This is a genomic window from Nostoc sp. CHAB 5836 (assembly GCF_020829445.1).
Lineage (GTDB): Bacteria > Cyanobacteriota > Cyanobacteriia > Cyanobacteriales > Nostocaceae > Nostoc.
Window position 1 is genome coordinate 63,733 of record NZ_JAIVFV010000003.1, and the last position, 25,969, is coordinate 89,701.

Genomic DNA, 25,969 nt, shown 5'->3' on the forward strand with positions numbered 1-25,969 from the left:
ATCCTATTTGATCCGTTATGCTCTGGTTGCCGCAGTGTTGAGTTCTATCAGCTTTTGTGTAGTTAAACTTCAGGGAAAAAACTCATGGCAAAACAGTTAAACCTTCTCTCAACGGGACAGGTAATTACAACAGCCCTGCACACTGAGATGCAACGGTCTTATCTAGAATATGCCATGAGCGTGATTGTCGGGCGAGCGCTACCAGACGTGCGTGATGGCTTAAAACCAGTGCATCGTCGGATTCTATATGCCATGCACGAACTCGGTTTAGTACCAGATAGACCCTATCGAAAATGTGCCCGTGTAGTGGGTGATGTGTTGGGTAAATACCATCCCCACGGCGACCAATCAGTTTACGATGCTTTAGTCAGGCTGGTGCAGGATTTTTCTAGCCGCTATCCTTTACTAGCAGGACACGGTAACTTTGGCAGTGTCGATAATGACCCGCCAGCAGCGATGCGCTACACAGAAACGCGCCTCGCACCCATCAGTTATGAGGGAATGCTGACAGAAATTGGTGAAGAAACTGTGGAATTTGTCGGGAACTTTGATAATTCCCAGCAAGAACCAACGGTGCTACCTGCTCAATTGCCGTTTCTGTTGCTCAATGGCTGTTCTGGTATTGCGGTGGGAATGGCGACAAATGTTCCACCGCACAACTTGGGGGAAGTTGTCGATGGGTTAATTGCCTTAATCGACAACCCAGATTTGCCAGACGAAAAGTTATTTGAGCTAATTCCAGGGCCAGATTTTCCCACTGGTGGGGAAATAATCGGTGAGGCGGGAATTCGGGAAGCATACACTACAGGTAAGGGTGGGATTGTGCTGCGGGGAGTCGCCACTCTGGAGGAAATTCCAGCCACTAGGGGAAGCAAGCGACGGACGGCAATTATTATTACAGAATTGCCTTATCAAGTGAATAAGGCAGGCTGGATTGAGAAGGTAGCCGACTTAGTAAATCAAGGTCGCTTGCAAGGAATTTCTGATCTTCGGGATGAGAGCGATCGCGAAGGGATGCGGGTGGTAATTGAACTCAAACGCGATACCAATCCCCAAGAAGTTCTCCAGCATTTATATCACCAAACTGCTTTACAAATGACTTTTGGGGCCATTCTCCTAGCAATAGTGAATGGACAACCCCGCCAGTTAAGTTTGCGTCAACTGTTGCAGGAGTTTTTGAGTTTCCGAGAAGAGACGCTGAACCGTCGCTACAATTACGAGTTGGGTAAGGCTCAAAGTCGTGTGCATTTGGTAGAAGGTTTGCTAAAAGCGCTGTCGAATTTGGATGAGGTAATTGAAATTTTACGACAAGCTCCCGATGGGAGTACGGCAAAAATTAATCTTTGTAGCCAATTGGAGTTGAGTGAGGTACAAGGAGATGCAATTCTGGCTATGCCATTGCGCCGCCTCACTAGTTTAGAACAGCAAAACTTGCAGCAAGAATTTGAGCAGCTAAGTGGACAAATTAGTTTATTGGAGCAATTACTCAACGATCGCCGAGAATTATTGAAGGCGCTGAAAAAAGATTTGCGATCGCTCAAGCGCAAGTACAACGATCCCCGACGGACAAAAATCGCAGAAGAGCAGAAGTTTAGCGCAGAGGAACAGAAGTCTAGGGCAGAGGGGCAGAAGTCTAGGGCAGAGGAGGAGGAACTTAAATCTTCTGAACCAGCAGAGGAAGCGATTTTAGAATTTACTCAACGGGGTTATGTCCGCCGCACCCAGCCATCTGGGAGAAAGTCAAAAGGTGAAAACGGTCTGCATGATCATGACTTCATTATCCAAACTGTGTTGACCAACACCGAGAAAGACTTGCTAATACTAACTGGTGGCGGCAAAGTCTATCCGGTGAATGTGGGAGAAATTCCTCTAACTACTGGGCGTTCTCCACGGGGAAAACCTTTGATTACTATGCTCAGTAGTACTGCTCAAGGCGCTCAAGAAGCGGTGGTCAGCCGCTTTTTGCTGCCGGAAAATCTCCAAACTAAGCAGATGATTCTCCTAACAAAACAAGGACGAATTAAGCGTCTGTCTCTGGAAGAATTTACTAACCTGACTCGGCGCGGAATTACGATTTTGAAGCTCAAAGAGGATGATGAATTGTCATTTACCCAGTTCACCACTCCAGGGGAGCATCTAATTTTAGCTAGTTCCGGTGGGCGACTGTTGCGCTTTGCAGTCAATGATGAACAATTACCGATTATGGGTCGCACTGCGATGGGTTTACAAGCATTTCGGTTATTGAAAAATCAGCAAATGGTTGGCTGTGTGACTGTCGGTAAAGATGACCAACTACTGCTAGTTACTCAAGAAGGATATGCCAAGCGGATGGCTGCGAGTCAGTTGAGAGCCGCTAATCGCGGCGATTTAGGCACGCAAGCGCTGAAATTTGCTAGCAAAACTGACAAGTTAGCTGGTATGGTTATAGCGATGCCAACTCTTGGAGACGCTACGCGAACGGCGGGCTACGCCAACGTCTCTGCCGAGGTAGCTTTAGTGACCAATAAGGAGCGAGTAGTGCGGATACCTGTGGAAACAGTGCCGATCTTAGGTAGAGATGTGAAAGGTGAAAGCATTCTCCAACTCAACCGCGATGAAAAAATCATTACTGTTGCCGAAGTGCGATCGTAAATTAGAGTGATGTTTAACTTGCGAGAAGCCAACTTGCAGGACTGCGTTAAGAGACTCTCTGTAACATACAGAAGAGCATGACTGAGGAGGAGATGCTTGCACCCAAGCTGCTGCAACCCCACTCTGTGCAAGGGTAGCAGAACCAAATATCACAACAATCAGGACAGCTAGTGCAAGACATGGAAACAACAATTTTTTAAGTGACACGTCTGTACTCCTGAAAGTATAAATTTTAACGTGAGTTCCATAAATCTCTCCCTGCTTGTAATAAAAGTTGAAGTCTGTCCCTCTTTGAATCGGAGAGGGACAGTTTTGCGTAGTAAAACCAGGGAGGTATCTTTGTTTACGGCTAACTAAACGCACACTATATGATCCATCGAACTCACGTTATCTTAATCTTCAGTAGCTCTATCTTTCAATAGATGTATTTGCTTTTTATTTATGTATCTAATTATTGGTGTCTAGCTTTAGTAATAAAAGTATAAACAAGTGTTGCAATTATGAAAAAGATTGTTATATTAGTTTACATAAGGCAATAAACCTTAAAAAATAAGTTCGGGGTTAAAACCATGACAAATGCAAGCACAACAAAAGTCACCACTCCTGTAATTGAAGATCGCAACGCTTGGCGTTGGGGCTTTACCCCACAAGCAGAAATTTGGAACGGTCGTTTAGCAATGATTGGCTTTTCAGCAGCCATTTTGGTTGAACTTTTTTCTGGTCAAGGCTTTCTACATTTTTGGGGCATCCTGTAAGTTTGAACAGAAATGTTCTCCCGCAGTCCCCACCTAAAAATACTTGGAAATGTTTATATTTTAGGTGGGGTTAGGGAGAACCAAAATAAAAGTGAATCTTCATTGTAGTAGAATAATACTGGTACGGCAAAGCGAAATTTCGTAGAGGCACGACCATTTACAGCAATTATTTATTTAGGAATTGCTAGTTTTTCTGGGGTTTCCGTAGACAAAAGTTTCTACGATGCACTGAGGACGCCAGTATGTCTGGGAACGCTTAGAAGTCTTTTGGCTTCAAAAGCGCAAGAATACCCAACCATAATCGCAAGATTTGGTTGGCGGTGCGTTCAATATCTAAGATGACCTATAAATAAGAAAACCTGGAGTGCTAATTCACTACCAGGTTTTTTATTTGTTTGTCATTTGTCATCTGTCCTTGGTCATTTGTCTAAGAGGGTGTTTATAAAGTATTGGGCGAATAGAATTCGCTACTACACAAACTCTCGTCCACCTCCGTGGACTAAGAGAAAATTAAAGTTTTTAACCTGCGTAGGCAGGTTTTGTTTGTGTAGCCGCGACTTCTAGTCGCCCGGTTAGTAATAAATTAGACTTTTCAAACATCCTCTAAGCCTAATGACTAATGACTAATGACTAATGACTAATGACTAATGACTACCGAATATATTCTTTGAGAACGCTGTTGCGATTTGGATGACGCAACTTGCGGAGTGCTTTCGCCTCAATTTGACGAATCCGTTCGCGGGTGACGTTGAAAATCTGGCCGATTTCCTCAAGTGTTTTCATCCGACCATCATCCAAACCATAACGCAGTCTAAGTACATCCCGTTCACGAGGGCTGAGACTGTCAAGGACTTTTTCCAGGTCTTCGCGCAGAAGATTTTTGGAAACTTGGTCTTCTGGCGTCTCACCATCAGATTCAATAAAATCGCCCAATCGAGAATCTTCTTCTTTACCAATGGGCGTTTCTAATGAAATGGGTAACTGGGCAGATTTAGCAATAAACCGCAACTTCTCAATGGTCATTTCCATGCGAGTGGCGATTTCTTCTTCAGTGGGTTTGCGACCCATTTCTTGGGATAGCAACTTGGTAGTTTTCTTAATCCGAGAGATGGTTTCGTAAAGGTGAACTGGAAGACGAATTGTGCGGGATTGATCGGCGATCGCGCGGGTAATTGCTTGACGAATCCACCATGTAGCGTATGTAGAGAACTTATAACCTTTTTCGTGGTCAAATTTTTCAGCCGCACGAATCAAACCGAGACTGCCTTCCTGAATTAAGTCTTGGAACGACAACCCACGATTCATGTACTTCTTAGCAATTGAAACTACAAGACGGAGGTTAGATTGCACCATCTTGTCTTTGGCCCTGCGACCAACATGGAGGCGATAACGAAAAGCTGGTAATGGCAGTTGCACTGCTTCTGCCCATTCACTATCTCGGGGATCGCGATCTAATTGCTCACAGAGTCTTTCGCGCACCCTCTCTAATTCCAGCAAATCGGCTATTTTCCGCGCCAATTCGATTTCTTCGTCTGCCCGCAACAGACGAATTCTACCAATTTCTTGCAAGTAAAGCCGAATTGAATCTTCGGTGTAGTGCTTTTTCTTGCTTTGTGTCCGACGACGCGATTTAGCGGCTTTTCCAGACTTTGCGTCGTCCTCATCAGACTGAGGCTCTAAAAATTCGTCTTCACCTTCATCGATGATCAGCAAGTCCTCTTCTTCGTCTATTAAGAGTTCTTCTAACTCGAGCTCAGGCTGATTAATTATTTCTAGGTCAGGCTGATATATGCTTTCGAGTACGTTGTTAGCCTGGTTCATGCCGCGTTCCTCATGCTCCTTGCAGAATCAATTACTCAAGATGGATGTGTTTGAGCAAGTATTCGCTGTTGAGATTGACCAGATGTTTTTAATAAATTTAGGCTAGTAGTAATTGCTTGTTGTGCAGCTTGCCAGTTTCCCAATTGTTGATATGTGAGCGAAAGATTACTTAATGCCATTGCTTGGTTGGTTTTATCGCCCGCAGTTGCGAAAGCATTAGCTGTCTTTTGCCAAACATCCGCCGCTTCTTTCCATTTTCCAGCTTGGTATAAGGATTTGGCTTTGGCTGCTAATTGTAAACTTTGATTTTGTATTTGGACAATAGGTGCTTTATCTGCAACTTGAGCGATAACGGGTGCAGTTGCGTTACCTTTGGTCGCTGTAGGCATCGCCATCAAAAACGCTATGATTACCAAAATGAGCAAATGCGATCGGCGTTTGTAATTAGTCATTTGTCACTTGTCAGTTGTAATTTTTTCCCCTCTGCCCCTCTGCCCCCCTGCCTCCCCTACTCCCTGATCTCAACGCACAGAACAACCATTGCTACTATGCGCTTCTCGTTGAGTTTCCATGCCATTGGCAGCATACGCCGTCAAAATAACTTCACCACGTTCATTAATAATCCACCCTTGAGCCGGGATAATTTTATTTCTAGATATAGGTTTTTCGTTGCTAGGATTTTTTCCTTCATCTGTTTGTGGTTTCCCTTGAGTTAGAGTCATAGGATCAGGTTCGATTAAATCAGCTTGCATAGCTTCGTCACCAAGCACTTGGTTGGGACTTGGTGGCAGTCCTCCTTTTCCTGTAACAATAAATTGACTACCCGCACCCTGCAAACATGGATTTTGAGCAATCAAGGCATCTGGATCGATAATAATTTGAGGTAATACCACTAATCCTTGACTAGGGTCAATATTGGGTTGATTTATTTCCGTACTACCACTTAAAGTGGGGCTTGCACCTTTAGTAGTAATATCGCTTTCTGTAGTTAAAAAATTGCGGGGTTGAGTACCGAAGATGCCTTGAGAAGTGATTCTCACACGACCGCCGCGAAAATTGCTAGAATTGGCGCTAATATCACTGTTTTGTAAAGCTGCTAAGACATCAGCGTTGATGTTAATGTTACCACCAATGACGTTTTCGCCTGTGGCGTCGGTGATAATTTTGCTGTTGCGACTGAGCATTAAAGCGCCAGTATTGAGATTAATTGTGGCTTGTTCGCGTTTGGGGTCTTTGTTGGGACTGCGGGTGTTAGCGTTGAGAGAAGCTTGGTTATCTAGGCGGATACGATCGCTGTTGATGGTCATAATACCTGCATTGCCTGTTCCGAGACTATTTACAAATATCCCAGCGCGATCGCCTACAAATAAATTTTGGGTATCCACCTTCAAATCTCCTGCATCCCCTGTTGAGTCTCTTTCAGCAGAAGCAAATAAACCACTGGCAAATTGGTTGTTGGCTGACTTACCAATCAGTTGTATACTTTCTGAAGCTTTTACAGTCACATTTCCAGCTTTTCCTGCGCCAAATGTGGCAGCTATCACCTGCGCCCCATCTCGCGCCAGTAAACGTTGGGTATTTACAGTTAAATTTCCCGCATTTCCAGTTGCATCTTTTTCAGAAGAAGCGAACAAGCCACTGAGAAAATCGCTATTAGCTGACTGACCAATCAGTTGCACGCTTTCTGAAGCATTTACAGTTAAATCTCCCCCTTTACCAGAACTGAACGTACTTGCCAAGACCTGTGCCCCGTCTTGCACTAGTAAATTTTGAGTTGTAATATTTAAATTTCCTCCATCTCCTGATGAACCTCTTTCGGCAGAAGCAATTAAACCACTGGGAGAACCATTAACAAATGTACCAAGTAGTTCTACTTTATTTGAGGCATTGACTCTTAAATCCCCTGCCTGACCTGCTCCGAATGTACCAGTAAATACCCGTGCCCCATCCCGTGCAAATAAATCTTGGGCGTTAATCGTCAAATTTCCACCCTTACCTCTGCCAGATGTGCCAGCATTCACCTGTACTCCACCTTGCAGAAATAAATCTTTGGTGGTGATAGTCAAATCTCCTGCATCTCCAGTTGAACCTGGAATCGCAGCAGAAATTAAGCTACTAAAAAAACGACCGTCAGCAGAAGCACCAATGAGTTCTACACGGTCAGCATTAACAATCAAATTACCTCCCTGACCTTGACCAAGAGTAGAAGTAGTAACTTGTCCTCCATCACGGATGCTGAAACTACCAGTGTTAATCTTCATGTTTCCTGTATCGCCAACAAAAGCAGTTGTAGAGATAATGCTGCGATTGTTAGGGGAACTAGATGAACCACCGATAACCTCCACTGAGTTTTTTGCATCTATGGTTAAGTCTCCCCCTTTCCCTGTACCAGGTGTCAAAGTTATGACTTCTGCTCCATCACGGATACTTAATCGACTAGTATTAATGTTGAGGCTCCCAGAATCTCCAGAGCCAAGTGTACTGGTAGAAACACGGCTCGCCAAATTGGGTGAGCGCCCCACAACTTCCATAAAGTCCTTGGCATTTATGGTCAAATTTCCTCCACGACCAAACTCACCACTTGTAGTGGTAATATATCCACCATCGTTAATACTCAATCGTTGGGTATTAATAGTCAATTGTCCACCATTTCCAGTACCGAAAGCACTAGTTGTTAGTCCACTGCCTACAGCGATCGCTTCTCCTGTTTGTGGATTAGTAGATGTTATTATGCCACTCAAGCTAACGGAGTCTGAACCGTTAACTAATAAATTGCCACTATTACCAAGTCCTGAAGATTGAGTACCAATGCTTCCACCGTTAATAAGCGTAAGCGATGGCGTTTGAAGTTCGATATTTCCACTATCACCTTTCCCAGTGCTGGAAGATGAAATTGATCCAAAACCATTTAATAAAATTGAATCATCGGCGACAATGCGAATATCACCACCCCTTCCCTCATCAATATTTGAAGAAGTGATAGATGTATTACTATCATCAAGTGTGAGGGTTTTCGTATTGATTTCAATATTACCACTAGGCAGATTATTAACTCCACCAACCACAGATGCAGAAGAACTGCTTGTAATATGACTTCCACTAGTCAGCGAAATGCCTTCTTGAACTTTTAAGGTTATTTTTCCACTTTGCCCTTGTCCCATATTGGCAGAACTAATTCCAGATTGGTTGCTTAAATTCATGTTTCCTGATGCAATTGTAATATCACCAGATTTACCTATCGAATTCAAGTTTCCAGTCGTATTAATAATACTATTGGTATCAAGGGTGATATTATCTTTAGCATTTAAAATAATATTTCCCTGATTTCTCAAACCATTACTACCAATTTGGCTTTGATTTGTCAGGCGAATAGATTGGGCATTAATTGCAATATTTCCTGTATCGCCCAAAGAATTTTCCAAACCTAAACTTACAATATTACTGAGATTATCCAGCGTGACATTCCCAGTTGCATTAACTACTATATCTCCCGCAGCCACACCAGGTTGACCTTCTCCAGCTTGAAGTATTGAAGTAATAAAACTACGTTCAGAAAGGCTGATATTATTAGCATTTACCGTAATTGACCCCCCTGCTGTTGTCAAAAGAAAGGCGTTTTTTTTAAACACTACATCCGCCCTTAATACACCTTCAGGGAAGGCTAACTGCATTTGATTACCGTTTCCAATCAACCCAACAGAACCGACTTCAGCAAGTCCCCCTAATTCTGCACGATTATTCACCACACCCCATTGACCACCATCAAATGTGATATTTCCACCTACCCAATAACGACTTCCTTGTTGCGGTGCAAATGAACTAGCAAGTGCAGCATCATTAGCATTCGGACGAGTGCGATTGGTAATTCCCTGAGAATTAGCATTAATTCTCCTAAAAAACAATGCTGAAGGCTGAATAGTCAATAAAGGTGGTGCTTCTGGATTCGTTGCATCAAAAAACCCCTGTTCCCCAAACTGCACAGCATTCGCAGTACTTCCGACAAATGAACCCCGCACATCTAACCTTGCATTCTCACCAAATAAAATCCCATTCGGATTTATCAAAAACAAATTCGCATTGCCATCAACGCCTAAAATCCCGAAAATATTCGACGCACTACTACCAGTTACCCGCGAAAGAACATTTTCTACTCCCGATGGATTGCCAAAATAAATTCTTTGCCCATCGCTAATATTAAATTGACTAAAACTATGAAAAAGATTGCTACCACGAACTGCACCACCATCGATACGGTCTGCATTTATATTATTAATTAAGACATTTGGTGTGAGTCGGGAGGCTTCTGCACCCAATGTATTATCAGGTATGATTTGAGCGTTAGTGGTTTTGTTAAAAAATATTAAAAAAGTGCATCCAAATAATATTATTTGCTGTAAGTTTTGCATTTTGTTCATCAGGTATTACTCACAAATATAATACAGCAGATTTCAGGTTTATGAGGTACAGTAACAACAGTTTGTAAACCAATTTTTTAGATGCTTGGGATTAAATAAATCAAGTGCGGTTGCAATCAGCGTATCAACCATCTTTGTTGTTGTTGGGGAAAACTGACGTAAAAAAGCTTTCAGTTGCGACCACCAATGCTCGATTGGATTAAAAATGTTTAAGTCCCGTTATATCAAACGGATTTGATATTAGACTCTTAATTTTAAGAAAAGTAAATTAATGTACCGTTTTGGAAATACCAAAATTCTAAAACGGACTGTAATTAACTGAAAAATACAAACCACTTTCTTGTAATGTCCGGTTCCTCCCTCCAACATCAACTAGGGGTATTCCCCAATCCAAGCGAACATCTAAAGAGTTACCCATTTGCCATTGCAAACCCAAACCAGTCGCTAGCAGAGTATTACTATTTGTCCTTGTGTCTCCTGAACTGTTCCAACCTACGCCAAAATCAACAAATGGCGCAATTCGCAAAACCCCTTGCGATTCTGGTACTTTGAGAATTGGTATTTGTACCTCCGCCGATAAAAACGCACCGTTATCTGTCAATAGCAAATCTTGTCGATAACCTCTGACACTGCCAAAGCCACCGATCGCAAATTGTTCTAATGGTACAATCGCACTACCTGCGAATTGCAAGTCAGAACGAAGTAACAGTAAGGTTTCCGGTGCGATCAGCCGCACGTATTGACTCTGTCCACGCCAGCTAAAAAAGCGACTGTCGGGTGGTTTATTATTGATTGTGGCATTAAATGCATCAATACCGATATTAAATTGCGATCGCAAAGCAAATACTTCTGTTGGGTTGCGGGTTGTCCATTCTTGAAAAAATCGCAACGCAGAGATGCGGGTTTTACCTTCGTCATCCGCACCTGGAGAAAGAGGAAAGTCAACTCCTAATAACGAAGTTTGACTTTCTTGTTGCGAAATAGTTAAACCAAGAGCAAACTCTTCTGTAGGGGTTTGAAACAACGGCTGACGAAAGCTTAATTCTAAGGAGTGCGAATCTCCTAAGATATCTAAACGATTAAAAGGAGGTTCGGTTACTTCTGTGTTGCTTGTACTATACGCTACCCTAATTGTGGCGTTATTGGGATTTATCGGAACAGTATAGTTAACATCATAAGCATTGCTACCATCAGTATTAGTGTAAGTTGCTTGCAGTGCATCTCCAATGCCAAAAAAATTACCTTCGTTAATTTGGATACCTCTACGAACGCTACCAACGCTAGGCGCACGTCCATTATCAACAAACAATTTTGTCTTGAAGGAGTCTGCTTCTTCAACGGTTACTTCCAACAGATTTAACTCAGGACGCGCTCCCGAAGTAAGATTAGCAGAAACAGTTTTAATTAAAGGGTTGAGTTTTAATAGTTGTAAAGCCTGCAATAGTCGATTTTTATTTAATGGTGTTTGAGTAGCTATTGCCAACCGACTACTAATATATCCAGGGTTAAGCCTGCGCGTACCCAGAACGCGAATGGCTTCAATACCCCCTTCCACAATTTGAATTTTGACAACTCCCCCATCCCGAATAAATTTTTGTCCAGCCGGAATCACCGCATCAGAGTTAATATAGCCTGCATCAGTATACTTTTCTCTAAGAATTTCTTCAGCTTGCAACAGTTCAGCAAAAGTGATGGGTGTACCTGTTAATTTCTGAGTTGCTTGCGCTAATTCTTTATCGCTAAAAGCAGTATTACCAATAAATTCAAACTGCTTAACTATAAATGTCCCTGGAATTTCTTGGTTTTCTTGTGGTGTGGGAGAGTCAGCAGGCGGTGTTTGCAGCAGTTCTTCATTTGGTGAAGGAGTTGGAGTTGGAGGCGGTTCGGGAACTGTCGGCGTGACTGGGGAAGGAATTTGAGTTAGTACGACAGGTTCAGTAGTTGATAATGAAGGACTATCAACACTCAGGATGAAAATCGTACCTTTATTTTCTACACCACTGAATAGAACTTCTGTTGCCACAGCAACTTGAGGTAAGATAATTAACTTTCCTACTGCGATCGCGCTTAATATGCATAACCGCCACATCCACCTCGCTGCACTCATGTCAAGTGTAACACTGTCATTAATTATATTTAATCGAAAAATCATAACATGAGTTGGGTAATTAGATAATAAAATTATTAAATTCCTGCCATGCTTGTTTTCTAGTCTCCTCTGAAAAACAATAGAAGTAAGCTTCAAACAACAACCTTGCCTCATCAAGCAGTGAATAATCCTTGAGCTTGTTACTGTAATCTTTAAGCCTTTCAAAGTTCATTTGACGTGCAAAATCTTTAATAGCAAGGTTAAAAGCTTCAAGGTAAATATGTGTTTGAGAGGCTGTTTCTTGCCACCATTTAATCCTATTTATATTACTCTCAGATACTAACTTAGTTAAAATATCAATAGAAAAGGCTCGTAAATTTGCAATCTCTACCTCGTTACATTGCTGGATTTGGAGTAATGTTTCTAACAACTTAAGCTCTTGTTCTAGATTAATTGATTTACCGTCATAACCTAGATACTTTAGTATTAAATCAACACTACAAGCATGATTAGGCGCAGTTTTGAGAATTTCTTTTTGTTCATTTGTGCTTAATTTCCAAGTTTCACAATTATTAAGTAAGTCTCGCGTTTGTTGGGGATGAGTGTAGAGTTCTACTACCCTGAGTGCAATATTTTTTAATTCTGTGGAACCTAGATCCCAAGCACGACAATCGTAAAGCAAGCTTTGCCTTTGTTGAAGTTGGGTATGATTTTCTAAGACTTTAAGAGCATAGTCTGATAAAGCTCTCTTTTCATCATCTTGCAGAGAGGGTCTAACAGGAGGTAACTTTAGTTCAATTCCTAGCTTCCAACCAACCATTTGGATTTCCAACCAGTCTTGATTTAAGAATCCTTTAGTCACGCTAGGAATAGTTATCAGAGTTTGTAATTGCGGATCAATTGATTTTTGTGAAATCCAGTTTTGGCAGAGACAATACAGTAAGTCGCCTTTTATCCAATCAAAACGATCGCTGTCTCGCAAACAGTGTGTTAGAGTTACAGCATATTGTGGTGACTTAACAACAAGTTTATTTAAATCTTGGTGTTGAATAACGTTCCACGCACAACTATCTATACAAAATGTTTTCCTGATGTTTTCATCATTGGCTATTATTGGCAACCATTTTTGTAATGTATCAATTGGAAACTTTTCCCCTAATAATTTGTCAATAAAATCAACAGATTCTTGTGGAGTATTGTATAAAATACTAGCTAGTTTATCCCAATCATCAAATTGTTTGGATGATTGTTGGAAATTAGATAAGATTTCAACAAGTCCAGCTTTCTTGTTTTCAAACCAGCCAAGGGTTTGATTTAGTTTAAAATTATCTAAGTTAATCAAAGCAACTAACAATTTTCTTGCTTCTTCATAAGGTGGAGACCAATTTGTAAGAAACTGGTAATAAAAACTATCCTGCTGTAAATGATTCATTCCTACCAAATTACTCAGTTGCGGTAGAATATTTAAAACCCCATTTCGCTTGATAAGTAACGTACTCAATAACTCGGCAGCTTCCGCATTTTTAGTTTGTAGCTGTCTGTACAAATTGCTTTCTTGAATTTTGACGCTTTCAACGTAAGGAAGCAGATTTGCAAATTTGCAGTTAAAGAAATTATAGAGGTTTTGAATGGGAATTTCACTTTTTAGAAGTGTATCTAGTAAGTAAAAACATTCTGCTTTATCTTGTTGAAAAATTGGCTTTGTGGCAAGATGGGTTGCAAATTGCGATGCTGAATTCCAATCATGCTGAGATTTTAAAGCAACTACACTCTTACTAAGTGTGATAAGCTCTCTCAGAACTGCTGTATCTGAACATTCTGAATAAGATGGTTCTAGCAGCCCATATTCTAATAAAATTTCGCCAAGTTTTACATTTTGTTCGAGTTGTTGCAAATGTTGAGTTTTCTCTACTAATGTCTGCAAAAAACAAACCTGCTTTTCATTTGATAGCCGCTTCCATATATCAAATATGAGTGGCACACATTGTTGTAAATTCGGTGTTGAGTATGATAATTCACGCAAAGCAAATGCTAATCCCTGTTGGTCATTATCAGTAATTATTGGAATAATAGTTTGCCATTCTTCTGTACTCAATTCTGATAAGTATCTACGTCTTTCAGCATCTTGTTGTTCGTTAGGTAATAGGGGTATCAAGCGGGCGATCACTTGTGGATCGGTGAGATTTTGCAAAGTTATTCTATTGTGATTAATTGCTCCTAGCTGTTCTAGGAGTTGCGAAACTTTTACAGGGATATCAACGATGGAATTAATCAAGCTGATATAGTGAGATTTGAACTGGTTTTGGTTAAACCACCCCTCATTTTTTTTAGTTGCTCGATTCAACCAAATTAAATCATCGGGAAGCCGACTTTGGAGAGAATTGTTAAACTTGATGAGTACTTGTGCCCAGTTGCATTGCTGCTCATCTAGCGTACCTACTGCAACTGAAACTTGACTGCGACAGACAGCGGGTAACAACAACAAAATTATCTCTAAAAAATCTTCTGGTTTAATAGTATCATCCAGTGTTAGAAGTAGTCTCTGACCATTAATCAATGCATCTTCTGCTTCTAACAACCAAGGTATTTTAGTATTGCGATCGCTCAAATATTGTTGTATTTTCGTAACCTCTTTTTCTCTAAACTCTGTTGAGACTTGCTCCTCAAGAAGTGGAATTTGTAGAGGTGCTAAATTGGCATTGAACTCATATTGAATTGGTATTATTTGGTTCAAAATCCAATAAAGTAACTTATAAGTTCTACTTTGCAGTACTGCTAGCGAGTTTATTGGAATAAAAACATAGCGATGTTGGATAAAATCCCGATCACCACTGTTAACCTGATGTCCATTTTCGTTAATAGAACTTGATGCTTGTACTAATACTAAATTATTGTCTTGTAAGAAGATACCAGCTGCTCTGATATTATCTCTTGCAGGTGGTTGTCCTTTCCAGAAGCGATGCGTTTTTTCCACCATTGTTACAAGTTGCTCTTGATTAGTTAAATCAGCAGTACGAGCAACAAGGCAATATCCAGAATCTTCGTTGCCAGCAAATTTGCCATAAATGAACTGGCTGTGTCTTAATGTCTCGTTCATAACAAATACAGTTGATGAATTTAGATTGCTCTTGTGTATTTCTGGGATGTATGAAATAGCATCAAAAGGGGCATTGAGAAGAATCCAGAAGCCATAATTCCGAATTTTCCTTTTTCTGAAAGCCCCTTAATGCCTAAAAACTACTTACTGGTGGTTGGGGAGTTTAGGTGGACAGTTTAAAATGCCCTCAATTAACCACGCGATTGGTTCAATGACATGGATTGGGTGGCATTCCACTCCTTGTTTGATAGTCGGTTGGTGTTTTTGCGGCTCCAGATTGTTTGAGTTTTTGATGTTCAATCCAAAACCTTCTGATGGTGGGGGAGTCTTAGGTGTGTTGGGTTCTGGATTGTTTGGTTTATTTGTAAGTAAATCTTCTGGGTCATATCCACCACTGTAACGACTCTCTGGTGTCGGGATGTCTGGTTGTTGAATATCCGGTGAGGTGTGGTTGTTTTGGTTAGGATCTTCAATAGCCTTACGCCATCTCCCGCCTGAGTCTTGATAGCGACCTATGGCAGAGACCCCAAAGAACTGACAACGATTGTATTTGTGAAGTTGATTCCTTTTTTCTTTGTTTGGTTCTAAGTGGCAGTAAGTTTGAAGACGCTTCAACATTTGTGAACCCATTAATTCTAGGGCGAGTTTTTGCGGATCTTGCGCTTGACGCCAAAGATTATCGTCATCGTCAACCTTAGTGACGCAAAAAGCCATGTATTGTTCTAAACGTTCAAAATCGTTACTAGGATAGGAGCGTTCCTGAAATTCCTGAAATAAATCAATCAACAGACTTTGATAAGAATCGCCATCTTTAAAACTTGCCTTTGGGTCAATTAAAAAGATGATTCCATCGCAACTCATCAAATATTCTACTATTCCCTTATATTCTCGTTCAACCTCCTCATACTCATTTGTAAATATTTTGCGATCGTTGCTGGTGGATTTATTTTTTTTCCGCACAATGATGTCACTTGCATTGTATATATCTTCGTAAAACTCTCCAGGAGCATCGATAAATTCCAATACAATTTTAGAGGCGGGTATATCGAGTTGCTGGGGTTTGAGTACATAACTGAAAATTGGTATCTCGTCAATTCTCTCATTAGGCAGTGGTAATACACCTGGTTTTCTCGTGTTATCCATTTCTCTACGGTGTTTCTTAACAAACTGGCGAGCTTCTGGATCGGCAGCAACAAGCCACTCATCTGGTGATGCTTCTAGGGCATCGTACAGCCTTGAGAGAAAAACAGTCTTTCCTGACCCTTTTGTTCCCCAGATTCCAATGCGGATATCTCTTGATGGATCTTGAAAGTTTTCTTGGATAATATTTTTTAAACTTGTAATCAAATTAGCCATTACATTTTCTCCATAATAATTTTAGGTGTTGCTGATTTAGCAGCAACGCCTAATTTTGAAGCTGCTTGTATCCTAAAAACTAGGTTTGTGCATCATACCCAACTGCTTAATTTGGAAAAGTGCAGCGATTTTTTCTGCAAGTAATTCCACAAGTTGCCATTCGGAATCAAGTTTGAGACTGCTACGAATTTTCGCTTTCAAAACTGGATCGTCTGAATTGCGTATTCCACGAAAAATATCTGCTATTAAGTTCAAAAGATGATTCTCAATCTGAATCATTTCGTAGCGATAGAGATTTAATAGGCAAATGACACAATAGCCAGACACTAAAGGTTCGTATTCCTGTCGTACTTGTTTAATAAATTCAGAGAAATCACTGCTGTTTACATCTGGTATGCGCGGAATCCGAGAAAGGATGTCAAGTAATTGGGGTCTTTGGGGTTTGCCATCTGAAGTCAAAGCAGTTAAGTAAGTATCTGGGTTAGTCATTCTTGTCATCGCAATCCGTTGACCAACATCAACCATTGCGCGGCGCATATTAGCATCTATCAATTCTTGAATTGTTGATTCGAGTTCTTGCAGTTTCTTGTATTCGTAGCAACTCTCAGCTATTCTCTGAGCTAATCGATAACTCCGCAGATTTTCTGTATAACCTCGAACCAGGTATTTAGCTAGGGATGGGAGACGTGCATTTAGCTTATCCCAAATATAGATTTGCGCTTCGGTAAGCATTGGTTCGTACAATAGCTTACCCACTTCTCCGATGCCTAAACGGTCAATACCAGACTTAAAATTATTTTTCCAAAACAAGGGCATTTTCTCTTGGACATCCTTATCTGTTTCATTGCAGATGGTTTTGGCTTGAGTTTCAAGTTCCTGGCGTCTGTTGTCTAAATATCCTAGTTCGTTGTGTATGCGAAATTTAATCAGTTCTTTTTCTAGTTGTTGTTGTCGTTCTTTAAGCTGATTTTCTTCCTTCTCTTGATAGTAGTATTCTCCTCGATTACGGGTTAGTTTGAAGTATTCATTCTTATAGTCGTCGTGAAGTAAATCAACAATGGTATCTATTGCCAATTTACCATCGCGGATTTGTGCTTCAATGCGGCGATCGCATGCAAATTTAGTTAGTTCTTCTACCAGTTTGGGAACTTGACTTGCTTGTAGCACTTGGTAATGGTTTCCGTCTCTGACGTCAAGCTTTAGCTTGACTGAATCATATGTATTAGGGTCTTCTATTGTTTTTCCGCTAAGAGCCTTTTGTGCCTGAAGTGCTGCCCATGAAGATATCAGGAAAAAGGGATTACCTTCACTACCGCGATCGCAAAGAGTAGGGTGTTTTGTATAACCAGGTAAAAACTTTTCAATTTGGTCGCGCATATCTTGCGTCAGGTTAGCTGGCACTTGGTCTTCTGCGATCGTATCTTTACCATTCAAGACAAAAAATATACTTTCGTTAGATTCTGCACTCCCTTCTAAACTGATATACTTGCGAACATTACTCAGTAAATTTAAATCACTATCAGTATCAATTCTTCTTGGTCTTTGGATGTATATGATTGCATCAGCTTCTTTAATCCCTTCTGTAATGATAATATTGTGCAAAGCACTACCATCCAATCCAGGCAAGTCAACTAAGCACACGTTTTTTGGTAATTGTAATGCTTGTATATCAGTATGACTACGTACTGGATGGAGATGATAAGTAACGGTTTGAATTAAACCGATTTTGCGAGTAGAAGACTTTTCGGCGTTAACATTAGTGCTGTATTCATCAGTTAGTTCTTTCAACTCTTTAAGATCTTCGGAATTATCGACTAAAAACTCACGCCGCAAATTACTGTTAATGTTGTTAGCATACTGTTCGACGATCTCAGACAATGTTTTCCGCAGTCTCTCAAAATTTGTGCGCGCTTCTGCTTCAGTAACTTTCTGTTGTGGTTCTACGGTTAAAAGTTGACTGGCAAAGCCTAAATCTAAGGTTCTATTTAACCACGAAACATCAAGCCCGTAACGTTGAATAAAATCATAGATGAGTCCGCGAATATTCTTTTCATCTCGATAAATTACAATTGCTTTGCGCGGTTCTGTTTCTGGTATATCAAAGAAAATTTCTAGAACCGCACCTGTTGCCGGTCTACCAGCAGGTTTTGTAACAACAATATCATCGCCTAGTAGAGCATTAATAAATGTACTTTTTCCTGCACCTGTAGTCCCAATGACAGCAATACGATAGGGTCGTTTATAGTTGAGTTTCTTTTTGGCATTAGCTAAGATAATATGCAAGTTTTCCTCATCTTCGGTAACAGAAATACCTTGAAAAGATTTTTTATTTTTTGTTGAATACTTTTCAAAGTATTTAGTTAGTAATTCCAACCGTTTAACCTGAGTTGCAAACCGCTCTACTTGCTCACTTGTGGCATCAGGTAAGTGGTCTTGAATTTCTTGTTTTGTTAGCAGTTCTATTTCTGCTGCTGGACGTTGATTGTTTTCGTCTATCATCATAGCTATTAGTTCCCTAATTATTAATTGCAGTGAAATGCTATAGCGATCTGATTTGATTACTGAATTACTCGTGGGGACTCTTTACTGAGGACTCTTAAGAAGGAATAAAGGTGTACCTAGCTTTGGAAAAATCAAATATGAGTCCTATAGTTACTTACCAAAAGTGTTGAATGTTAAGCTAAAAAACATCTAACTTGCATAACCCTTGTTAAATATAACTCTTGTGGGGTGGGCATTTTGCCCACCCAGTATATGCAAGTTTATTTGTGGAACAGCTTACTTGTATATCGGGACGGGTTTCGCAGAGTATGCAGCCTCACCGAAAAAAATTTTGACCTTTAGCAGCTAACAGCCAGCAAAATAAGCGTAGCTTTCTTGCAGAATTTCAACATAATTTAGTATCTCAAAATGTCTCATTGCTATTACCCAAATAGCCATTCGCAAATAGCGTACCTCCACTTTCTTAATCTGCAAACCTGTGTTGGCATTACTGCCCAATCTGAGAACATTGTTGAGCTACTAAAATGCTCGTTGGAGAATAGGGCGGAGCTACAGCGTAACCAATCCCAGAGGCTTCATCGGAAAGCTCCTCTGCAAATGAGTAAGCCATACGTGCAGAGCGACAGTATTGATATGGCTGACTTAAAGCAAATGCATCAATCTGTCCTATATAACGAATGGCACTAAGAAAAGCCGAAACGCTTGTGGTTTAAGCCGTTTGCAATTGCTTGCGTAATTCATGCCGGGGTTTGGTCATCAAGGGGTAAATTTTGGGGCGACGTTTACGAGTTCGTGGTTCACTACGACCTGGACGTTCTGGAACAGCCTTGTGAGCAATAACTTTAAGTCTCATTGCGATAAAGACTGAGCCGTTTTTGAGAGTCAGCAGCCTCTAATTTGGGAATAAAGTTATTTAAATGATGGCGAGTACCTTGCAAAGATAGGCGATTTGGAGGGGTATTATAAGTAGTGCCAGCCTTCCACATTAAGCTACGAAGTAGATTATAAGCAAGCAAATAAACATAAATTTCTTTACGTACCATTGAGGGTGTTTTACATCGTAAAACATCCATGCCCAAGGTTGTTTTGAGATGTCTTAAATCTAGTTCAACATCCCAGCGTTGACCATAAAGCCCCACAATTGCCAGAGTGGAATAAGTTTCTTTATCTAAAAGAGTAGTAATTAAGCTAATTCGTTGAGTCCGAAAACCAGGAATAACAATGTAATAATAAATTTCTCGTATAGTTATGGTTTGAGGTAGAGCATCAAATTCATCTTTACTTAATCCTTTGGGACAACTTTTCGGCTTATACCAAGTAACTAATTTGTCGCAATCCCCAACAATGTTACCTTTTCGCATTGTTGTTGTGCGAGATTGATGTTTACGGAATACAGCATCACAATTAAGCTTTTTGATAGTAAAAATATCGGCGTAAGCACAAAAAGCTCTATCTCCTACCAGCACATCATTGGGTTTGAGAAAACTGTACAATCTCCTAGCTAATTTAATATCATGAGTGTTCAAAACGTCTATACACAAAGCAATGGCGGCTCCTGTCACCAAACTGAATACCACACCAATTTTAGCAATTGGGAAGCCACATCCGGGCTGTTGACTACTATGTTGATATCAAGTGAGAATTTGTACTCGTAGCGTCACAGTAGTATTTATGATGTTTGCTTGCTCGTCTTGAAAGAAAGTATTTCATGAACGAGCTTCGCTTTTCCTACCTAAAAATTTTTTGGACAACCCGTACATCTTTGCACTGTCTAGAGTTAGGCATAGCATAGTTTACTGCCACAGGCATCCCAACAACGCTCCTGGCGTAACCAGGAACAAACTTCATTAGCGATCGCAACACTTCATCCTGGACTTTCGCCTGCTCCGTCACGACACGGGAGCAGTGCTCCAAAGTTAGGTGCTTAAAATTCGGGTGCTAAATCACCTATTTAGGGTTGCGTAGGCGCAGCCCAACCTAGGCATCGCAGCCAAATAACTGTTTTTATTGAGAATCTAGCTCTGCGTTTCTGAGAATTTAAGTCCGATCTAACTTGCATCGCATTGCTCCCCACGACACTGTTTAATAGCTTTAAAATCTGTAGCGCTTATCCTGTATAGCTTAGAGCTTTTCTTAGTGCCATTCGGTCAAAGGGTTAGGTACTATCGGCTGAATACTGAGGATGTGGTGTTTATCCAGAACGTACTTTCTTATCGGCAACGGCAGAGGGAGGACAGGGAAAGAAAGCGGCAGGAGGAGCAAACTAAAAATGCGGTTCATGCTGCTAGAATGCAAGCTCAGTATGGGATTAACGCTCCGTCCACACCCCCCCTTAATGAAAGTGGAGATAATAATTGGGGGGGGTGTGGACACAGATGAAGCAGACAGTATTTCTTGGTGGGAGCGGGTAAAATATTACGCTCAGTTGGCGATTGAGCGCTTTCAATACGGTGTTGACGCGGTTAAAGAACTACTGAGTACATTAACGAGTGATGAGCGTTGTGGGGTGATGCTGAAGTTCGATGACATTAACCCAGAGAAGTTTGCCCAACTGGTGGCAGCAGCGCCCGATTGGGTAGAGTGGCGAGGTTAAGGAAGTAGGGCTTACTATTAACTGCTTTACTTGTTAAGTTAAAAATACTACTTGCTTTCACACAGATCGCACCGTACTGGTTGGCGAGACAATTTGTGTTGCCTCACCTATGAGCCGTTTTGTCACGGATACCTAGGACAGTAGCTTTTGGGCGAACGCGAGTGCCTTATTGGTGTACGTCTGTGGTGTGTGTAGGGAAGTGGCAGTATAGGTCAGAGTACCACACTGTTCCATCAAAACCGTTACTTTTCGTCGGTTATTTTGTAGTTTTGAATTTCATTAAATGGTCATGTTGTTATCCGGCTTGCTGATTTAACCAAGCTTCTAAATCCGCCACAACAGAAAAGTCTAACAACGTCTCTCCTAGAATAGACAATTGCTCAAGAGATAATCCTCGAATTCGTTCAATCAATGCTGCATCAATTTCACCAAAACGGCGATTTAGTAAACGTATAATTAAATCCTGTTGTCCTTCTTGTTTCCCTTCTTGTCTTCCTTCTTGTCTTCCTTCTTGTCTTCCTTCTTGTCTGCCTTCAAGTTTTGCTTTTTCACGGTCTTGCTGATAAAGTGGTTCTAATCGCATAATCAACTCCTGATCATCTGATTCTAAATTTTGATTGATTCTCAAATTCTGGCGCAGGTTGTAAACTAATTCTAGCGTTGCTTGCTTGTATGGATGAAGAGATGGTAACGCCGATAATTCCACAATTGCCTGTGACTGCACACTTCCCCTGCCAAGAATTCTTAGCCACAATGTTTCTGGTGTTTGCGGTAGTTGATGTATAGCTACAATTGCTGTCCGTAGAGCATCACCTAAAAAGTATACTCCTGGCAACCACCCCAATTTCTGATTAACATTAAAGCTCGACAGTAGTGCTGGGGACGCAGTTGGACTAAGAATCCATAATTTCGGAATATCTGACTCTTGGAGTCTGGTTTTATTCGCTTTAGCGTCTCGTCGCAATAGAGCTTTTACTTCTAATAATTTTTGAATACAATCACAGATTTCATCAGCAGAGGCTGCGTTCCTAAATGGTTATAATATTGCCGGAAATTCGGCAAATCTTCCCAGTAGCCCTAGCACTTCTAAATTAGAGGTTTGCTGTGCTGAAGGAGTAAATAACACATCAATTTCTTTGATCTCTCCTGAGATTTTTGATGATGATTTGACTTGCCCGTAAGGTTTTAACAGCTCTTCAAGATAATCTTTGGCGAATTCGTCATGTACAAATCGAGTCATTCAATTGGGTTATTAAAAATTAATTGGAAGTGATTAATAATATTTTATCTGTATTTACAACCCATTTTATCCAAAACGTGCTGGATTATCGTCTTCGTCAGAGGCAGGAAAAGGAAACCAAACGCCAAGATGAACAAGAACGAAATACGGCTTATACTGCATTCTAGCAGTATAAGCATGGGATTAACCCGCCGTCCACACCCCCCAATGAAATAGACGTCAGGTCAACGCTTTTGGTGTACTGTGTAACGATGGGCATACAGGAGACAGCGATCGCAGTCGGGGATTTTCATAGTACCAGTGTACTGCTTTGTCACTAGCGATCGCTCTTTTTGGTGTTTCCTCACTTGAATTTTATGGGAAGGATTCATCATCTGAAACCACACGGTTAATTAGATGCGATGCAGTAATGATTTTGCTAGTAGCAGCTTGGCGAAATACTTTAGTTCTCAATACTTAGATAGAAGTTGAACTTTTTTTGAAAGTTTACTATTGCTAATAAAAATCTCTCATGGCTTTTGATTATTCTTTAGACTTTAAAAATATTGATTTTCGCCAACATCCTGAACTCTATCGTGTTGGCAAGGGTGAGCAGGGTGTACTTTTGGTAGAACCATACAAATCAGAAATTCTTCCTTACTGGCGCTTCAAAACTCCTGATATTGCTAGAGAGTCAAGTGAAAAAATCTACTCTATGTTTCTTGTTTATCTAGAACAAGATGATTTTGTTGGCGCGGATATGGCACGAAAGTTTATCCAAATGGGTTATACTCGCTCTCGCCGTTATGCTAATCATAAAAGCGGCAGGAAGTATAAAGAAAATTCGGAAACTTCCGATTCCAAAAAAGAGATTCTTCCCTATGAAGTAGACCCAGTTAAATCCGAGTCAGCAGCAATATTTAAAGCCAAGTGGGTACAAGCAAAGACAAATAAGAAATATCAGGAGCTTTTAGCCAAGCATAAGCAGATGTATGAAGTAGCTAGTACTCTGTCAACTTGAAATTAAGTAACTTTCGTAGTGGCGTGGCAAGGCTAAAATGTGGCAATAGAAAAATTAGGTTATGTTTCTAAAATCTCAATATTTGAGACATTTGTAATGCACTATTTTAGTCTTGCCCATCGGTGAGAGGTTAAGATAATCTTACTTTTGTCAATTAGAAATTATGATGAAAATTTGGGAAAAGCAGAGGTATTAAGTTAACTATTGTACTGAACTTATAGGTCAAGAATAAAGATGCGTATTTCAGATTACGCGTAGGCGTAGCCCAACCTAGGCATCGCCTACCTAAAAATTCTGTTTCCAACCACGATTTGGGGTAATATTTTAAGTACAATCGCTTATTGACAAATGGTATATGACCTTAATCTCTCACGAATGCAATCGCACAGACACCGACAATCAATTTTTCGACTCGTGGATATTCGGTATAAGTTGAAACTTGATTTGACGCACACAAGAGAGGTAACTGGATTCTAGGAACCATTGGTTCTATCGAGATAAGCTGCACACAAGAGAGGTAACTGAATTCTAGGAACCATTGGTTCCCAACACAATTCTAGTCACCATTGGTTCTATCGAGATAGAAATTCCCCTCTTTAAATCAATGAACAGTTAACAGTAAATGCTGTATCACGGTTGATAACTGATAATGGGGATAACTGATAATGCGGATACTTGATAACTGATACGGCTAATGCTTGATTATTTGACGGCGGGTATTGTATTTTGGATGACTTTGTTTGGAGTACAAGAGTGGTTGTTAGAATTACGCCTGGGTTATCTCGGTCGCTACTGGTTTCTGGCGATTGGTGCTAGCTTACTCCTAAGCTTTTTGCTGTCTGGTATTACGATCGCACTAATCATTAGATTTGGAGTAGATCCTTTCACTTTGACAGATAATGTTATTCTCTCAGGAATCGCTGCCGTCATCTTTGGTGTGATTCTTACCCTTGCACAGTGGCTGATACTTCGTCAATCCGAAATGACACCAAGAGTTTTTGCTCTCATCAATACAGTTATTGGAATTCTTGTCTACTTTCTACTGGTGTGGCTCAATGAAGGTACTCTGGAGTGGAGTGGCAATCCCATGGGTAACTGGAAAACTGCCTTGATATTCTTAGTTGGTGGCGCAATTACCGGAGGTGTCACAGGTAAGGCTTTGGATTTCTACTGTGAGCGAGTCGAGCGGCGATTAATTAGGCTTGAAACAGAGAGGGTAGAAAGAGAAACTAGAAAAAGAGAAAGGATAGAAAGGGAAATAGTTGAAAAGAGAAAGTTAGAGAAGAAAAAGCAAGAAATAGAAACTCTAGAGAGATTCAGGCTAGAGAGAGAAATCGCTTTGGAGTCAGAAAGAAAGTGGTACGAAGAACATGGTGATGATGATTTCGATTATGAGGATGACGAATAATATCTGAGTATTACTCTATACAGTAAACCGGATTTGCAACTACATACTTGTTTAATTTATCATCAAGTTAAGACGATCAGTGAAGCGATCTGATAACGAAATTTTACAATTATTTTTATTTGCAAAAATAATTTCATTAAAAGTGCAAGATTTATAATTAGTGTCCCTTTTTAACGACTCATTTTAGCTCGTATGACTTCAGGCAAACAGCAGGAGCAAATTCAGTATCAGTCGAGGCTCGGAGTTGAAGTATTGCAAGGCTGCAATCTTGCTGACCTCACGGAGCAACAGAGACATAATTTTAAGAAATCTCTTTGGGAACACGGTGTTGTTGTTGTCAGACAGCAAAGCCTTACCGCATCCAAGTTGGAGGAATTCTCAAGGCAGACTTTTGGGAATCTAATGTTTGGTGGTAACAAAACACTAGATCCTGATATTAGCCCAGACTTTCAAAGCCAATACGTTTATATTTTGGGTAATCCAAAGGGAGAAACGGAACCAACGGAAAAGTTCGCCTGGAAATGGCATCAAGATAAAGATGGACTCCCTCGGCACGCAGGACTGGATATGAATGCACTCTATGTTGTGATGCTTTATGGGATGGAAGTGCCTGCTCTTGATCTAGATGGACAGCCCCACAAAACTCAGTTTCTTGACTTGATAGAAGCCTACAACAATTTAGACTATCAACAACAGCAGCAATTAGAAAAAATATCTTTGTATCATAAAGCCCCCAGTTTCTCAAAAGAAGCTGTTGATATTCCTACAAAAGTGCATCCTATTGTATCGACTCATAAGGTTACTGGCAAAAAAGGATTATATCTAGGCGTTGAATTAACAATCCCTGTTGGCATGGAGGATAAACCAGAAGACGTAAAGCATTTCTGGGGGCATCTGTTTCAGACTGTCCTAGAGCGCACACCAGTTTACTCCCATGTTTGGCAAAAAGGAGATATTCTCTTTTGGGATAACTCACAGGTGATGCATAGAGGCATCCCATATGATGCAGCAAAGTATAAACGTATTGCGCTACGTCTAGGGGTCGTGGATAGTTGATTTTTT

The 25,969-nt window shown here is 40.7% G+C and carries 17 protein-coding genes and 1 pseudogene; 6 read left to right on the forward strand and 12 right to left on the reverse strand.

Annotated elements, in window-relative coordinates; translation table 11 throughout:
• Nucleotides 1–84: 84 nt before the first annotated feature.
• Together gyrA and LC605_RS01360 are read left to right on the forward strand one after the other, a co-directional pair.
• Complete coding sequence (gene gyrA, locus LC605_RS01355) at nt 85–2,631, forward strand: DNA gyrase subunit A (RefSeq protein WP_229545788.1); 2,547 nt, start codon at nt 85–87, stop codon at nt 2,629–2,631.
• Nucleotides 2,632–3,200: 569 nt separating this feature from the next.
• Complete coding sequence (locus LC605_RS01360; RefSeq protein ID WP_229545789.1) at nt 3,201–3,386, forward strand: chlorophyll a/b-binding protein; 186 nt, start codon at nt 3,201–3,203, stop codon at nt 3,384–3,386.
• Nucleotides 3,387–4,037: 651 nt separating this feature from the next.
• Here LC605_RS01360 and rpoD read toward each other — a convergent pair.
• The 10 genes from rpoD to LC605_RS01410 all read right to left on the reverse strand — a co-directional run bounded on the left by rpoD (nt 4,038) and on the right by LC605_RS01410 (nt 20,580).
• The gene (gene rpoD, locus LC605_RS01365) at nt 4,038–5,207 is read right to left on the reverse strand and encodes an RNA polymerase sigma factor RpoD (protein WP_229545790.1); all 1,170 of its coding nucleotides are present in this window, start codon (nt 5,205–5,207) and stop codon (nt 4,038–4,040) included.
• Nucleotides 5,208–5,242: 35 nt separating this feature from the next.
• The gene (locus LC605_RS01370; protein WP_229545791.1) at nt 5,243–5,659 is read right to left on the reverse strand and encodes a tetratricopeptide repeat protein; all 417 of its coding nucleotides are present in this window, start codon (nt 5,657–5,659) and stop codon (nt 5,243–5,245) included.
• A gap of 69 nt (nt 5,660–5,728) precedes the next feature.
• On the reverse strand, nt 5,729–9,622 hold the full coding sequence (locus tag LC605_RS01375) for a filamentous hemagglutinin N-terminal domain-containing protein (protein WP_229545792.1): 3,894 nt from the start codon (nt 9,620–9,622) through the stop codon (nt 5,729–5,731).
• A gap of 298 nt (nt 9,623–9,920) precedes the next feature.
• Nucleotides 9,921–11,774 (reverse strand): ShlB/FhaC/HecB family hemolysin secretion/activation protein, encoded by a 1,854-nt coding sequence (locus LC605_RS01380; RefSeq protein ID WP_229545793.1) that lies wholly within the window; start codon nt 11,772–11,774, stop codon nt 9,921–9,923.
• 16 nt (nt 11,775–11,790) lie between these two features.
• The gene (locus LC605_RS01385) at nt 11,791–14,808 is read right to left on the reverse strand and encodes a hypothetical protein (RefSeq protein ID WP_229545794.1); all 3,018 of its coding nucleotides are present in this window, start codon (nt 14,806–14,808) and stop codon (nt 11,791–11,793) included.
• 144 nt (nt 14,809–14,952) lie between these two features.
• Entirely contained in the window at nt 14,953–16,164 is a 1,212-nt protein-coding gene (locus tag LC605_RS01390) for a hypothetical protein (RefSeq protein WP_229545795.1), read from the reverse strand.
• Nucleotides 16,165–16,236: 72 nt separating this feature from the next.
• Nucleotides 16,237–18,666 carry a dynamin family protein gene (locus LC605_RS01395; RefSeq protein ID WP_229545796.1) on the reverse strand — a complete coding sequence of 810 codons (2,430 nt, stop codon included), beginning with the start codon at nt 18,664–18,666 and terminating at the stop codon, nt 16,237–16,239.
• 709 nt (nt 18,667–19,375) lie between these two features.
• Nucleotides 19,376–19,519 carry a hypothetical protein gene (locus LC605_RS01400; protein ID WP_229545797.1) on the reverse strand — a complete coding sequence of 48 codons (144 nt, stop codon included), beginning with the start codon at nt 19,517–19,519 and terminating at the stop codon, nt 19,376–19,378.
• Nucleotides 19,509–20,243: a transposase gene (locus LC605_RS01405; protein WP_229545798.1), complete on the reverse strand. Its 735-nt coding sequence runs from the start codon at nt 20,241–20,243 to the stop codon at nt 19,509–19,511. The genes LC605_RS01400 and LC605_RS01405 overlap by 11 nt, the downstream gene beginning before the upstream one ends.
• A 151-nt stretch (nt 20,244–20,394) precedes the next feature.
• Entirely contained in the window at nt 20,395–20,580 is a 186-nt protein-coding gene (locus LC605_RS01410; protein ID WP_229545799.1) for a hypothetical protein, read from the reverse strand.
• 451 nt (nt 20,581–21,031) lie between these two features.
• Between LC605_RS01410 and LC605_RS01415 the strand changes: the two genes are divergently transcribed.
• Nucleotides 21,032–21,259, forward strand: a complete 228-nt coding sequence (locus LC605_RS01415) for a hypothetical protein (RefSeq protein WP_229545800.1) — start codon at nt 21,032–21,034, stop codon at nt 21,257–21,259.
• A gap of 295 nt (nt 21,260–21,554) precedes the next feature.
• On the opposite strand, the pseudogene LC605_RS01420 reads toward LC605_RS01415, so the two are convergent.
• Both LC605_RS01420 and LC605_RS01425 read right to left on the reverse strand, forming a co-directional pair.
• Nucleotides 21,555–22,499, reverse strand: a pseudogene (locus tag LC605_RS01420) (DUF4351 domain-containing protein).
• 224 nt (nt 22,500–22,723) lie between these two features.
• Entirely contained in the window at nt 22,724–22,873 is a 150-nt protein-coding gene (locus tag LC605_RS01425) for a hypothetical protein (RefSeq protein WP_229545801.1), read from the reverse strand.
• Nucleotides 22,874–23,010: 137 nt separating this feature from the next.
• Between LC605_RS01425 and LC605_RS01430 the strand changes: the two genes are divergently transcribed.
• The 3 genes from LC605_RS01430 (at nt 23,011) to LC605_RS01440 (ending at nt 25,963) form a co-directional block, all read left to right on the forward strand.
• On the forward strand, nt 23,011–23,499 hold the full coding sequence (locus LC605_RS01430) for a DUF4385 domain-containing protein (protein WP_229545802.1): 489 nt from the start codon (nt 23,011–23,013) through the stop codon (nt 23,497–23,499).
• Between the two features lie 694 nt (nt 23,500–24,193).
• Nucleotides 24,194–24,907, forward strand: a complete 714-nt coding sequence (locus tag LC605_RS01435; protein WP_229545803.1) for a hypothetical protein — start codon at nt 24,194–24,196, stop codon at nt 24,905–24,907.
• A gap of 192 nt (nt 24,908–25,099) precedes the next feature.
• Nucleotides 25,100–25,963, forward strand: coding sequence for a TauD/TfdA family dioxygenase (locus tag LC605_RS01440; protein ID WP_229545804.1), 864 nt, complete (start codon nt 25,100–25,102; stop codon nt 25,961–25,963).
• The last annotated feature ends 6 nt before the right edge of the window (nt 25,964–25,969 follow it).